Annotated in this window: 12 protein-coding genes and 2 tRNA genes (1 of these 14 only partly in view); 11 read left to right on the top strand and 3 right to left on the bottom strand. The window is 73.0% G+C overall.

Annotated elements, in window-relative coordinates; all coding sequences use genetic code 11:
• Window positions 1–10 precede the first annotated feature (10 nt).
• From V9U70_RS30100 to V9U70_RS30090, 3 genes are all read left to right on the top strand, one after another.
• A complete protein-coding gene (locus V9U70_RS30100) occupies window positions 11–364 on the top strand; it encodes a hypothetical protein (protein WP_336680337.1) in 354 nt (117 codons plus the stop codon).
• A 336-nt stretch (window positions 365–700) separates the two neighbouring features.
• Window positions 701–1,387, top strand: coding sequence for a bifunctional DNA primase/polymerase (locus V9U70_RS30095; RefSeq protein WP_336680336.1), 687 nt, complete (start codon window positions 701–703; stop codon window positions 1,385–1,387).
• Window positions 1,378–1,451: transfer RNA gene (locus V9U70_RS30090), tRNA-Lys, on the top strand. The genes V9U70_RS30095 and V9U70_RS30090 overlap by 10 nt, the downstream gene beginning before the upstream one ends.
• Window positions 1,452–1,526: 75 nt before the next feature.
• On the opposite strand, the gene V9U70_RS30085 is transcribed toward V9U70_RS30090, so the two are convergent.
• Window positions 1,527–2,771, bottom strand: a complete 1,245-nt coding sequence (locus V9U70_RS30085; RefSeq protein WP_336680416.1) for a M6 family metalloprotease domain-containing protein — start codon at window positions 2,769–2,771, stop codon at window positions 1,527–1,529.
• A gap of 385 nt (window positions 2,772–3,156) precedes the next feature.
• On the opposite strand from V9U70_RS30085, the gene V9U70_RS30080 reads away from it, so the two are divergent.
• Window positions 3,157–5,178 (top strand): putative bifunctional diguanylate cyclase/phosphodiesterase, encoded by a 2,022-nt coding sequence (locus tag V9U70_RS30080; RefSeq protein WP_419724053.1) that lies wholly within the window; start codon window positions 3,157–3,159, stop codon window positions 5,176–5,178.
• Between the two features lie 44 nt (window positions 5,179–5,222).
• On the opposite strand, the gene V9U70_RS30075 is transcribed toward V9U70_RS30080, so the two are convergent.
• Together V9U70_RS30075 and V9U70_RS30070 are read right to left on the bottom strand one after the other, a co-directional pair.
• The gene (locus tag V9U70_RS30075) at window positions 5,223–6,362 is read right to left on the bottom strand and encodes an LLM class flavin-dependent oxidoreductase (protein WP_336680335.1); all 1,140 of its coding nucleotides are present in this window, start codon (window positions 6,360–6,362) and stop codon (window positions 5,223–5,225) included.
• A 325-nt stretch (window positions 6,363–6,687) separates the two neighbouring features.
• Entirely contained in the window at window positions 6,688–7,449 is a 762-nt protein-coding gene (locus V9U70_RS30070; protein ID WP_336680334.1) for a maleate cis-trans isomerase family protein, read from the bottom strand.
• Window positions 7,450–7,706: 257 nt separating this feature from the next.
• Here V9U70_RS30070 and V9U70_RS30065 point away from each other — a divergent pair, with 257 nt between their 5' ends.
• From V9U70_RS30065 to V9U70_RS30035, 7 genes are all read left to right on the top strand, one after another.
• Window positions 7,707–8,681, top strand: coding sequence for a D-2-hydroxyacid dehydrogenase (locus tag V9U70_RS30065; RefSeq protein ID WP_336680333.1), 975 nt, complete (start codon window positions 7,707–7,709; stop codon window positions 8,679–8,681).
• 242 nt (window positions 8,682–8,923) lie between these two features.
• On the top strand, window positions 8,924–9,826 hold the full coding sequence (ehuB, locus tag V9U70_RS30060; RefSeq protein ID WP_336680332.1) for an ectoine/hydroxyectoine ABC transporter substrate-binding protein EhuB: 903 nt from the start codon (window positions 8,924–8,926) through the stop codon (window positions 9,824–9,826).
• A gap of 18 nt (window positions 9,827–9,844) precedes the next feature.
• Window positions 9,845–10,576 carry an ectoine/hydroxyectoine ABC transporter permease subunit EhuC gene (gene ehuC / locus V9U70_RS30055; RefSeq protein ID WP_336680331.1) on the top strand — a complete coding sequence of 244 codons (732 nt, stop codon included), beginning with the start codon at window positions 9,845–9,847 and terminating at the stop codon, window positions 10,574–10,576.
• A complete protein-coding gene (gene ehuD / locus V9U70_RS30050; protein ID WP_336680330.1) occupies window positions 10,573–11,217 on the top strand; it encodes an ectoine/hydroxyectoine ABC transporter permease subunit EhuD in 645 nt (214 codons plus the stop codon). Before ehuC ends, ehuD begins: the two co-directional genes overlap by 4 nt.
• The gene (gene ehuA, locus V9U70_RS30045; protein ID WP_336680329.1) at window positions 11,207–12,052 is read left to right on the top strand and encodes an ectoine/hydroxyectoine ABC transporter ATP-binding protein EhuA; all 846 of its coding nucleotides are present in this window, start codon (window positions 11,207–11,209) and stop codon (window positions 12,050–12,052) included. Before ehuD ends, ehuA begins: the two co-directional genes overlap by 11 nt.
• A 167-nt stretch (window positions 12,053–12,219) precedes the next feature.
• Window positions 12,220–12,978 carry an IclR family transcriptional regulator gene (locus V9U70_RS30040; RefSeq protein ID WP_336680328.1) on the top strand — a complete coding sequence of 253 codons (759 nt, stop codon included), beginning with the start codon at window positions 12,220–12,222 and terminating at the stop codon, window positions 12,976–12,978.
• Window positions 12,979–13,076: 98 nt separating this feature from the next.
• Window positions 13,077–13,132, top strand: a tRNA-Lys gene (locus V9U70_RS30035) (it continues 143 nt past the right edge of the window).

Below are 13,132 nucleotides of genomic sequence, written 5' to 3'. Positions count from 1 at the left end.
AGGAACACCCATGACACAGTCCGAGCGGAACGAGCGGCAGCGGCTGCGTCCCGCGCCGCTGCTCTTCGAGCCGTCTCAGGCCGCAGCCGATCCGGAGCACTTCTTCGACCTGGAGTCGATGGAGGACCCCCGCGAGCTGCTGGCCCGTGCCACCGAGCTGACGCAGGCGTTCCGGGCGGCGGCGGACCGGTCCGTGGAGTTCCAGGCGATGGCGGCGGCCCAGCTGGCCGACCCGCGCCGCTTCGACCGGCTGAGCGCGGCGGACGTGGCCGAGCGCGCGGAGTGGACCGAGGACTACGCGAAGAAGATGATCGAGTTCGGCCGGTCCCTGCTGGACGTGGACGCGGACGTGCCCGGAGCCTGACGCCGGCACCGAGGTAGCCTGCGGCGACACGGACCGCGCGTACGCCCGCCGGGTCTCAGCGGCGGCGCGTCCACCCGCCGGGCCGCCCCGACGGCGCGTCCGTACGCCACCGTGCCGCGAGGCCCGTACGTCACCGCGCGGAAGCCCCGGGGCTCCGGACGGGGCACGCCGCACGCCCCCGAGGGGGCTCCTTCGCGACGGCGAGGGTCGGCATCAGGCCGGAGGTCAGGGCCCGTGGCATATTCCGGCGGGCAAGATACTCCTTCCGCTGCCACCGCGTCCCGCTTTTCGGCAACTCTCGGAATCTCTCTGGTCACTCCCGGTAGACCTTGCTGTATGAGCGCATGGCTGAAAGACGAAACGACCCTGCAGGCCGGTGCCTCCGCGCACCACGGCGTCGACATCTTCGCCCTGCTGCGGGACCAGACCGGACAGCAGGCCGCCCGGGTCACGGCCGCCGGCGCCGCCTGGCTGGCAGGGGCCACGGCCTACCCGCGCAGCACGCTCGCCCAGTGGCAGGAGCGCCCCGGGGCCCCGGGGGTACTGCCCTGCGGTTCCTCTTTCGACGTCGTCAACGTGCCCGCCCTCTTCGGGCGCCGGATGCTGGAGCAGCTCTGGGCCGAGGGCCCCGGCACAGGCCCGGTCGCCTCGCACCGGGGCCGGATTCTGCTCTTCGCGTCTCCCGGGACCGCCCAGCGGCTGCCCTCGCTGCTCGCCTGGGAGGAGTGGGGGTCCGGTGGTCCGGCGGGCTCTGGCCGGCAGCGGCTCTCGGTGCCGCCCCTGCTCTGCCACGGCACCGGGGACGCCGTGACCGTACCGCCGCTGACCTGCGAGCCTCCCGAGGGCGGGCCGCGCTGGCTGGTCGCGCCCGACACCCGCAGCCCGTGGCTGCCGGGCCCGGACGTGCTGCTCTGGGCGTGCGTGCGGGTGAGCCGGTCGGAGGCCTCCCCGGGCATCGCGCAGTCGATTTTTCCTCGGCCGGATCAGGGTGCTAGTGTCTACGACGTCAGCAGGCGCCGTTAGCTCAGTTGGTTAGAGCAGCTGACTCTTAATCAGCGGGTCCGGGGTTCGAGTCCCTGACGGCGCACCGACGGAAGAAGCCCCTCGCGCGAGCGGGGGGCTTCTTCGTGTGCGGGCACAGCGCGGACGGCGGTGGGGCCGCTCAGACGCCGGTGGTGATCCGGACGGTCCAGGAGCCGGAGGGCGTCCGGTCGGCGACCTCGACGCGGGTGCGGTCCTCGCGGACGGTGAAGGTCTCCCCGACCCCGAGCGGGGCGTCGGCGAGCGGCGGGTAGACGGAGCGGTCCCAGCAGGCGCCGGTGCCCGGGTGGGCGTCCACCACTTCGACGGGGCCGCCGCCGGAGGCCGCCCGGCTGCGGAGGCGGTAGACCAGGACGCCCTCGGTGCAGGCGCTTAGGTCGTTCCCGGTGGCGCTGCGGGCCTCGACGGCCAGGGCGCTGTCGACGCCGGTGCGGACGACGGCGAGCCGGGTCCCCATCGACGCGCCGGGGACGGGGGCGGCGGCGACCGGTTCCAGGGTGAGGTCGGCCGAGCCCCGGACGCAGACGATCTGCCGGCCGCCGAGCCAGCCGAGCTTCCACTTGTGCCAGCCGAAGAGGTCCGGGGCGAGCCCGAACTGGCTGCCCATGACGTCCCAGTCGCCGACGTGGGTGTCCCAGTCGCCCTTGCCGTCGGTGGGCCGGTGGTAGAGGTCGGCGAGGTCGAAGACGTGCCCGGTCTCGTGGGCGAGGACGTTGCGGTCCGGCGGGTGCTTCTCGAAGACCGTCACCACCCGCCGGATGTCCGCTCCGTCCGCCCGCAGCGGCCGCTCGAAGTTGACGACCTTGGTGGCGTCGGAGTCGACGCCGGGCGCGTCCGGGTCGGCGACCAGGTAGACGATGTCGTACGCGGAGAAGTCGACCTCCGGGTCGGCGGCGGCGATGGCGTCCCGGAGGTAGGCGGTGCGCCGCTCGGCGTCCCAGTCCCGCTCTATGGCGTACCAGAACGAGTCACGTGGCATCCGCGTCCACCCGGGCCGGGGTTCGGGGCGCAGGGTGAATCGGCCGTAGCTGGTGCGCTCGAAGAACTCGGCGGTGGCGGGGAAGTGGTCGGCGAACAGCACTTCGGGGGTGAGCCTCGGCGCGGAGTCCGGGAAGGAGAGGAAGATCATGACGGCGTCGAGGGCGCGATCGGGGCGCGGGTAGGCCGTGTTCCAGGTGTCCAGACCGACCGAGTGGTGCGCGGCGGTCCGCGGCAGGGCGCACGGCGCGGCGTCCCGCCCCGCGGCGGCCGCCGCGGGGCCCGCGACGAGGGACGTGGCGGCGAGCGCCAGAAGGGAGGTCGCGGCGGCCGCGAGACTGCGCAGCGTCGGCCGTTTCGCTCCCCCGGGTCCGCGACGGCACGGCACATCGACCTCCGGGTGGGGAGACACGGGGTATCCCGTCCACCCTGTGCCGGTTCACGGCCACACGCCCTGTTGTGCTGCCCCACTCGGGTTGCGGCCGAAATCCTCCCTCACACCCTCACGGAACGTCACCATCGATCAGCTTGACCCCTCGATACAACAGATCCGCACAGAAACGATCAGGTCCGGGCAAAGCGGAATCCCTCGTCCCGCTCTCCCGCCCTCCTCGGCGGTGGCCCGTACCGGGCCACGAGCTGGAACGCCCGACGCGGCACCCTCTATGCTTCACCACGCTTTCCCGCGTGGAACGGGCCCCTTCACGGGGTCGCCACCCGGTGCCCTGTCCGACCCCACCTGTTCACGACAATCTTCACAGCGGGAGCGAGCGGTGAGCGGAACCTCCGAAGGGCCGAGGGCCCCGGCAGGCACGGCCTCCGGCACGCCCGCCGCGCCGGTCACGGAGCGTCATGCGGAGGCCTCCGGCGACGGGGACCGGAGCCGGGGCGAGCACCCCGGCGCCCGCCCCGGCGGGCCCGCAGAGGACGGCGGCGAGCAGGACGTCCGGGGCAGGCCCCCGGTCGTCGCCCACGGACCGGGCGGCGACGGAGCGGGAGCGGCCCGGGACGGCGCCGCGGCTTCCGCGGACGGCGCCGCGGCCGAGCTGCGCGACTACCACGCCGCCTTCAACGCCGCCACGCTCCCCATGGCCGTCGTCGACGGCCGCGGAAAGATCCTGCGGGCCAACGAGGCGCTCGGCGCGCTCCTGGGCGCCGCCGCGGGCGCCCTCCCGCAGCGGCAGGCGTGCGAGCTGCTCGACCTGGCCGGCGACGAGCGCACCTGGCTCGCCTACCGCGAGGTGCTCCAGGGCCGCCGCTCCCGGTTCCGCTGCACCCGCCGCGTCAAGCACCCCGACGGGCGCTGCCTGTGGGCGGAGGTCACCGTCGTACCGATGACCGGCGCCTCTGCGGCCGAGCCCGCCCGGGTCCTCCTGACGGTCGCGGACGTCAGCGACCGCCTCGAACTCCAGGAGCGGCTGCGCCACCTCCAGATGCACGACCCGGTGACCCGGCTGCCCAACCGGACGCTCTTCTTCGAACGCCTCGCCTCGGTCCTGGAGACCCCGCCGTACCAGGACGACTCGATGCCGCCCCGGCAGCACGGCCGGATCGGGCTCTGCTATCTGGACCTGGACGGTTTCAAGGCGATCAACGACACCCTGGGCCACCGGACCGGGGACCGGCTGCTGGCCGCCGTCGCCGCGCGGCTCACCGACTGCGCGGAGAACGACGTCTCCCGTGCCGCCGGCGGCAGCCGACTGGTGGCGCGCCTGGGCGGCGACGAGTTCGCGATCCTGGTCGAGGACTCGGCCGGGACGCAGGAGCTCACCGATCTGGCCCGCTCGGTCCTCGCGGCTCTCCAGCAGCCGTTCGACCTGGCCGGGCAGCGGCTCTCGGTGTCCGCGTCGATCGGGGTGGTGGAGCGGCCGACGGCGGGCACGTCGCCCACCGGCCTCATGCAGGCCGCCGACACCACGCTGTACTGGGCGAAGGCGGACGGCAAGGCGCGCTGGACCGTGTTCGACCCCGAGCGCAACGCCCACCGCATGACCCGGCAGTCCCTCTCCTCCACGCTCCGGCCCGCCGTGGAGCGCGGCGAGTTCACGCTGGAGTACCAGCCGCTGGTCGGGATGGCGGACGGCGTGCTGCGCGGGGTCGAGGCGCTGGTGCGCTGGAACCACCCGCAGTTCGGGGTGCTGTCGCCGAATCGGTTCGTCGGCATCGCGGAGGAGGACGGCTCGATCGTGCAGCTCGGCCGGTGGGTCCTGAGCACCGCGTGCCGGCAGGCGCGCCGCTGGCAGCTGGACCACCCGGGCGAGCCGCCGCTGTTCATCAGCGTCAACGTCGCCGTGCGCCAGGTGTGGGACTCCGATCTGGTCGCCGACGTGGCTCAGATCCTCGCCGAGACTCAGCTGGCCCCCGGCCTGCTCCAGCTGGAGCTGACCGAGTCCGCGGTGATGGGCTCCGCGGGGCGCCCGTTGCGGGCACTCCAGGCGTTGAGCGACATGGGGGTGCGGATCGCCATCGACGACTTCGGGACCGGCTACTCCAACCTCGCCTACCTCAGCAGGCTGCCCGTCTCCGTGCTGAAGCTGGACGGGGCGTTCGTGCGGGGCTTCCGGTACGAGGACGGTACGCATCCGAGCCCGGCCGACGAGACGATCGTGGAGGCCATGGTGCAGCTGGCGCACCGCCTGGGCCTGACCGTCACCGCGGAGTGCGTGGAGACGGCCGGGCAGGCGGAGCGGCTGCGGCGGATCGGCTGCGACACCGGGCAGGGGTGGCTCTACTCGCGGGCCGTGACGCCGGAGCGGATCGCCGGGCTGATCGGCTCCCGGCCGCTGGAGGGCTGACCCGGGGGGGTGCCCGCCGGAGGGCCGCCGGCGGCCGGCCCGTCTCAGACGGTGGGCAGCCCGTACGCGTCCGCGATCAACCCGTAGCTGCGCAGCCGCGCCTCGCCGCCGTGGGCGTTGGCGGTGATCATCAGCTCGTCGGCCCCGGTCCGCTCGGCCAGGGCGTCGAGGCCGCTGACGACCTCTTCGGCGGTGCCGTGGACCACGTTGGAGAGCCACCCGTCGACGAAGTCCCGCTCCATCGCGCTGAAGGCGTACGCCGCCGCCTCCTCCGGGCTCGGGATCAGCCCCGGGCGGCCGGTGCGCAGCCGGACCATGGACAGGGCTCCGGTCAGCACCTGGCGGCGGGCCTCGCGCTCGTCGTCGGCGGCCAGCGCCGAGACCCCGATCAGGGCGTACGGGGCGTCCAGCACGGCGGACGGCCGGAAGGACTCGCGGTACAGGTCGAGGGCCGGGACGGTGTTCTGCGGCGAGAAGTGGTGCGCGAAGGCGAACGGCAGGCCGAGCGTCCCGGCCAGTCGTGCGCTGAAGCCGGAGGAGCCCAGCAGCCAGACGGGCGGGCGGTGCGCGGACTGGACGCCACCGGGGGCGGTCGCCTGGACCGGGCCGGGCACGGCGTGGATGCGGGCGTACGGGTGCCCGTCGGGGAAGTCGTCGTCCAGGAAGCGGATCAGTTCGGCCAGCTGCTGGGGGAAGTCGTCCGCCCCCTCGTCGAGCCGGTCCGTGCGGCGCAGCGCGGCCGCGGTCGCGCCGTCGGTGCCGGGGGCCCGGCCGAGGCCGAGGTCGATACGGCCCGGGGCCATCGCCTCCAGGGTGCCGAACTGCTCGGCGATCACGAGCGGCGCGTGGTTGGGCAGCATCACCCCGCCGGAGCCGAGCCGGATGCGCTCGGTGTGGGCGGCGATGTGCGCGAGGAGCACGGCCGGGGACGACGAGGCGACCCCGGGCATGGAGTGGTGCTCGGCGACCCAGTAGCGGTGGAAGCCACGGCTCTCCGTGAGCTTGGCGATGTCCACTCCGGTGCGCAGGGCCTGCGTCGCGGTGCGGCCCTGCCCCACGGTGACCAGGTCGAGCACGGACAGCGGAACGGGGGCCGTTCCGGCTGCGGCGCCCCGGATTCCGTCCTCGCTCGCCGCGCCGCTCCTCGCCTCGCTGCGGGTCTCGTCGCCTCGGATGTCGTCCACGTGTCGGCCTCTCCCCATCCTGCTGTCGTGTCGCCGACGCCGCGTCGCTCGCGTGGAGCACTCGACGCCGTGCGGTCGTCCGTATCGGAGCAGTGCAACAGGAGGGGGACTCCGCTTATTCCGGGCACGGTCTCGTTCCGCAGAGGGCCTGACCCGGAAGGGGCCTGTCCCGGACCTGGAGGAGGTCCGGGCTCCGGGACCGGGGCGCGCCCCGGAGCAGCCAGTGGCTCCGGGGCCGGCCGCCGGGGCGGCTGAGCGGGCCGGTGGGCGGGGCCCCGGCGCCGCCGAGCCGGGGAGAGGTCCGGGCCGCCGAGAGGCCCGGGGGCTACTCCCGCACCTCGATGCCCTTGGGCTCCTGCACCCCCGGCGCCGGCTCGCGCGTGGCGAACAGGGCGCCGAGCGCGGGGGCCCAGATCCGGCGGTCGGTGAGCCGCAGCCCCTCCCACACCGTGACCTGGTTGGCCGTGAGGACCGGTTTGCCCAGCGCCTCCTCCAGCTCGGGCACGTACGCCGCCGTGTGCACGGACGTCCCCGGGACCAGCACCGCGTCCGCGTCCGGGCTGTCGGCCTCCAGGGCGAGCCGCTTCACCCTCTCCGGCTCCCAGGCCCCGGCGTCGGCCGACGAGCCTGCGGCGACAGAGGCGGCGGCCACCACCTCGACGCCCGCGGACGCCAGGAATTCCGCGAAGCACCCGGTGACCTCCTCCGGGTAGGGCGCGGCCACCGCGACGCGGCGGGCGCCCAGCTCCCCCACGGCGTGGGCGAAGCCGATCGAGGTGCTGGAGGCGGGCAGGCCCGCCTCCCGGGCGAGCGCGGCGGCCTGTTCGTGGGCGCCCTCCCAGCCGTATCCGAAGCTCTCGCCGGTGGACGCCCAGAGCAGCGCCTCCGCCCCCGCCAGGCGCAGCTCCTCGATGCCCTCGGCGATCGAGCCGGGCGCGCCCCGCTCGCGCAGCACGTCCGGTGGCAGGGCGTCCTCGCCGGGGGCGGGGGCGATCAGGGGCAGCCGGACGTCCGTGTCGAGGAGGATCTCGATCCGTGGGAAGTCGTCCTGTGCGTGGCCCGGGTAGAGAAGTCCTACGGTCGTCATGTCCACCCTTCCTTCGCGTCGACGGCCCGCCGCGCCGTACCGCCCCGCTGCGGGAGCGGCGGCCCCCCGGACGCGCCGGGTGAGGCCGTGACCGCGCGACCGGCCACTCGTGCCCCCGATGTGCTCCCAGTATTCCCCCGGCGGGCCCGCGGCGTCGGACGCGCGGCGGCGAGCGGGCGGGGTCATTGACGAAGGCGGGGGCTGCTGCCAGCGTGGGCGGCCCGTACACCTGCGCCACTGCGGAGGGCCGACCTGCGATGCCGCATCCTGTCCTGCTGGTCCTGGACGCCGACCCGTCCCCGCGTCTGGGCCGGCTGACCGGCCGGGTGGACGTGCGGTACGCGGACGCCTCCTCGCTCGCCGGGCAGCTGCCCGCCGCGGATGTGCTGCTGGTGTGGGACACCGCCTCCGACGCGGTCCGGAAGGCCTGGCCGGGGCCCGGGGCGCGTCCGCGCTGGGTGCACACGGCGGGCACGGGCGTGGACCGGCTGCTCTGCCCGGAGCTGATCGCCTCCGACACCGTCCTCACCCGCGCCCGGGGCCTTGGCGAGCGGCCGGTCGCCGAGTACGCGGCGGGCCTGGTGCTGGCCTTCGCCAAGGACCTCCCCGGGACGCTGGAGCTTCAGCGCCTGCGGCGCTGGCGGCCCCGCGAGGGGGAGGAGGTCGCCGGATCGCGGGCGGTGGTCGTGGGCGCGGGACCGGTCGGCCGCGAAATCACCCGGCTGCTGCACGGTCTGGGCGTCACGGTGGCCCTGGTGGGGCGGACCGCCCGGCGCACCCTGCACGGGGTGGCGGACCTGGACCGGCTGGCGGCACGGGCCGACTGGGTGATCGCGGCGGTCCCGCTGACGGAGTCGACGCGCTCCATGTTCGACCGGCGGTTCTTCGGGCTGCTCCAGCCTTCGGCGCGCTTCGTCAACGTCGGGCACGGGGCGACCGTGGTGGAGGCGGATCTCGTGGACGCGCTGGACCGCCGCTGGCTCGCGGGGGCGGCGCTCGACGTGTTCGAGGACGAACCGCTGGACGGGCGAAGCCCGTTGTGGGACGTTCCGGGGCTGCTGGTCTCGGCGCACCGGAGCGGGAACACCGTGGGCCGGCACGACCGGCTGGGCGAGCAGTTCGTGGCGATGTACGAACAGTGGGCCCAGGGCGGTCCGTTGCCGCACGTCGTCGACAAGCGGCTCGGCCACGTCCCGTCCCGCGACCTGCCCGAGGGGGTCGCCGCGCCCTGACCCGACGGGCCGCCGCCTTGTGCCGTTCGAGGCGAATATCCCCTGACGTCCCCTCAGGAACCAGCCACAGTCGGGGAATACGCCCCGCACACACTCCTTCACCCTGCGTACGCATCGCAGTACGGGAAGGTCTCCTTCCGGCCACTGTTCGGTTACATGCTCCCGGGCCCCCGCTTAGACGTACGGGAACGGGCAGGCGCTCACCCTGTCCGGACTGTTCGACCTCCAGGAGATAACGAACCATGGCTGAATTCCCGAACCTGTCCCGCCGGGGTTTCCTCAACCGATCGGCGGCCGTGGGCGGCCTCCTGGTCGTCCCCGGACTGCTCACCGCGTGCAGCAAGGCCGACTCCGACTCCACCACCGGCGAGGGGGCCCTGGACAAGCTCCGCGAGCAGGGCTTCGTCCGGGTCGCGTACGCGAACGAGGCCCCGTACGGCTATCTGGAGGGCAACGAGCTCAAGGGCGAGGCCCCCACCCTGCACCGGGAGATCTTCAAGGCGCTCGGGATCGACGAGCTGAAGCCGACCCTCTCCGCCTGGGACGGGCTGATCCCCGGTCTCCAGGCCGGGAAGTACGACGTGGTCAGCGCGGGCATGGCCATCACTCCGGAGCGCTGCGGCAACGCGATCTTCTCCGAGCCGGAGTTCATCTCGCCGACCGCGCTGATGGTGAAGAAGGGCAATCCGAAGAAGGTCACCGACCTGGCCTCCGCCAAGGAGGCGGGGATCACCATCGGCGTGATGTCGGGCGCGGTCGAGGGCTCGTACGCCGAGGCCGCCGGCATACCCGAGAGCAAGATCAAGACCCTGCAGAAGCCGCAGGACGGGGCCGACGCCGTCAAGGGCGGCCGGGTCGACGCCTTCCTGCTCACCGGCATCTCGCTGCGCTGGCTGGCCAAGACCAACCCCGAGACCGAGGTCACCGAGGCGTTCGTCCCGACGCTGGACGGCCAGAAGCAGTTCTCTCCGGGCGGCGCGGTGTTCCGCAAGGGCAACGAGGACCTGCGGGACTCCTTCAACCGCGAGCTGAAGAAGATCGTGTCGGACCGGTCGCGCTACGTGCAGCTGCTCGGGGAGTACGGGTTCGGGGAGACGGAGATCCCGCCCGCCACGCTCAGGACCGCGGAACTGTGCAAGGGCTGACGGGGCGGACGTGCACGCATGAGTGACTTCTTCTCCACCTTCGTGGACGAGTTCCCCCAGGTGAGGGCGGGTCTGTGGGTGACCCTGGAGGCCACGGTCCTGGGCGCTCTGCTGGCCCTGGTCCTGGCCTTCGCGCTCGGCCTGGCGGCGGGCAGCCGGCTGCTGCCGGCCCGCGGGGCCTCCCGGGTCGTCGTGGAGTTCTTCCGGGGGACCTCCCTCTACATCCAGCTCTTCTGGCTCTACTACGCGATGCCGCAGCTGACGGGGTACGAACTCACGCCGATGGTCTGCGGAGTGGTCGCGTTCGGGCTCAACTTCGGCGCGTACGGCGCGGAAGTGGTGCGGGGCGCGATCAGCTCCGTGCCGCGCGGGCAGTACGAGGCGGCGATCGCCCTCAACCTGAGCCCGGCCAGGCGGCTGTGGAAGGTGATCCTGCCGCAGGCCTGGGTGCAGATGATCCCCTCCTTCACCAACCTGCTGATCCAGCTGCTCAAGGCGAGCCCGCTGCTGTGGCTGATCTCGGCCGCTGACCTGATGACCGTGATCCAGCAGCTGCGCGACCGTACGGGCGACACCCTCACCGCCTATCTGACCCTGCTGGTGGTCTACTTCGCGCTCGCCTACGCGCTGACGCTGCTGATGAACCTGCTGGAGCGCTCGGCCAAGCGGCGGCTGGGGCTCAGCACCGGCGCCAAGAGCCTGTTCAGGAGTCGCAGCGTGACCACCACCGCCACGGGAGGCGCCGCGTGAACGGCTTCGACTGGAACGCCGCGGGGGAGGTCCTCCCCCTCCTCCTGGAAGGCTTCAGGGTCACGCTGCTCGCCACCGTGCTGGGCACGCTGGTGGCCGCCGTCCTGGGACTGGCCATCGCCGTCGCCGGCCGGGCCCCCAGTCCCTGGGTGACGCTGCCGGTGCGGCTTGTCATGGAGTTCGTCCGCTCCACTCCGCTGCTCGTCCAACTGGTCGGCGCCGCGGCCCTGTTCACCTCGACCGAACCGCTGGTCATCGGGATCGTCGTGCTGGGCGTGCACTACGCCGCGTACACCTCCGAGGTCTACCGGGCGGGTATCGACGGCGTGCCGAAGGGCCAGTGGGAGGCGTGCCGCGCCCTGTCGCTGCCGCCCCGGCGGACCTGGCTGGCCGTGATCCTGCCGCAGGCGGTGCGCAACGTGCTCCCGGCCCTCGGGAACTACGCGATCTCGATGTTCAAGGAGACCCCGTTCCTCGCCGTGATCACGGTGCACGAGATGGTCTTCGAGGCCCGGCAGTACGGGGCCGAGCAGTTCGGGTACTACACGGAGGCATTCACCCTCGCCGGCCTGGTCTTCCTGGTCGCGAGCTACCCCACGTCGCTGTTGATGAGAAAGCTGGAGAAGCGCCTTGGCCACTGACCCCTCCCCCCTGCAGAAGACGGCGGCCCCGGCCCCCGAGGACGCCGTCGCGGCGGCCGGGAGCACGGGCGAGCCGCTGGTGCGGTTCGACAAGGTGGTGAAGCGCTACGGCGACCACGTGGTGCTGGACGAACTGGACTTCACCGTCGACCGCGGCGAGCATGTCACCCTGATCGGGCCCAGCGGCTCGGGCAAGACCACGATCCTGCGGCTGCTGATGACTCTCGAGAAGGTCAGCGACGGGGTGATCTGGGTGGACGGCTCCCCGCTGTCCCACGTGCGCGCCCCGGACGGCTCGCTGAAGCCCGCGGGCGAGAAGCAGCTGCGCGAGTCCCGGAAGAAGATCGGGATGGTCTTCCAGCAGTTCAATCTCTTCCCGAACATGAAGGTGCTCCAGAACATCACGGAGGCGCCCATCAGCGTGCTGGGCAAGGGCCGCGAGGAGGCCGAGACCCGCGCCCGGGAGCTGCTCGACCTGGTGGGGCTCTCCGCGAAGGTCGACGCCCACCCCTCCCAGCTCTCCGGCGGCCAGCAGCAGCGGGTCGCGATCGCCCGCGCCCTGGCGATGGAGCCGGAGATCCTGCTCCTGGACGAGGTGACCTCCGCGCTCGACCCCGAGCTGGTGGCGGGCGTACTGGAGCTGCTGGGGGACATCGCCAGGAACACCGACATCACCATGGTCTGCGTGACCCACGAGATGAACTTCGCCCGCGACGTCTCGAAGAAGGTGCTGATGTTCGACGCCGGCCGGGTCGTGGAGGCCGGATCGCCGGAGAAAATCTTCTCCGACCCGTCGCACGAACGCACGCGCGAATTCCTCAACGCGGTGCTGTGACCTCGCGGTTGTTCCGTTGCTCATGACACTGGCATATGCCAGGCGGGTGCGCCCCAGATGACAGCTCCGGGGCGCGCCCATCGACTCGCCGAGTGCCGCCCCGCAGGGGCGCTCCGGCGGCTATCGTGGGCCGAAAGCTTGCGGTCACCACCTGGTTAGGGGACACCGTGGCGTTGAAGCCCGAGCCGACCGCACCGTTCCCTTCGGTGCCGTACGCCCTGCGCGTGCTGGAGACGATCTCCGAGCACGGCGCCGGCGTGACCGACACCCGGATCGCCCGCGAGACGGGGCTGCCCGCCGATCACCTGGCCTCCCTGCTCCTCACGCTGCGCCGCGAGGGGTATGTGGAGCAGATCAGCGGCGGCGCGTACGTGATCGGCGCCTCGCTGCTGCTGCTCGGCTCCGGCGCGGCCCGTCGCCGGGCCCTGGAGGAGCGGCTCCAGCTGGTCCTGGCCCAGCTGCGCGACTCCCTCGGCGCGGCGGTCTACCTCAGCCGCTATGTGGACGGCGAGGTCAACGTCGAGCAGGTGGCGGACGGCCCGCTCACCCCTGCGGTCAACGAATGGGTGGACTTCCGCTCCTCCGCGCACGCCAGCGCGGTCGGCAAGTGCCTGCTGGCCCAGCTCGACCACGACGGCCGCCGCGACCACATCTCCCGGCACCGGACGGCCCGGCTCACCTCGCGGACGATCACCGACGAGAAGATCCTCTTCTCCCAGCTCGACGCCCAGTCCGCCACGGTCCCGGTGCTGGACCTCCAGGAGTACGCGGTGGGCACCGTCTGCGCGGCCGTGCCGCTGACGGCGGGCTCCTCGGCGGGCTGCCTCGCCCTGTCCCTGCCGATCGAGGACGCGCACCGGCTGCGGGCCGCGGCCGAGACGCTGAGCCGGAGCGCCGCACCGGTGCTGCTGTCGCTGGCCCTGTAGCGGGCGGGGCTCCGGTGGGCCGGGCGGGCCTCTCACCGGGCCGGGGAAGCGCGTGTCATCAGCACCCCTCGAGACCGGGTATTATTTTCGAGTCAGCAGGCGCCGTTAGCTCAGTTGGTTAGAGCAGCTGACTCTTAATCAGCGGGTCCGGGGT

It is taken from the genome of Streptomyces pratensis (assembly GCF_037137275.1).
Lineage (GTDB): Bacteria > Actinomycetota > Actinomycetes > Streptomycetales > Streptomycetaceae > Streptomyces > Streptomyces pratensis_B.
This window is presented reverse-complemented; position numbering and strand designations above follow the sequence as displayed.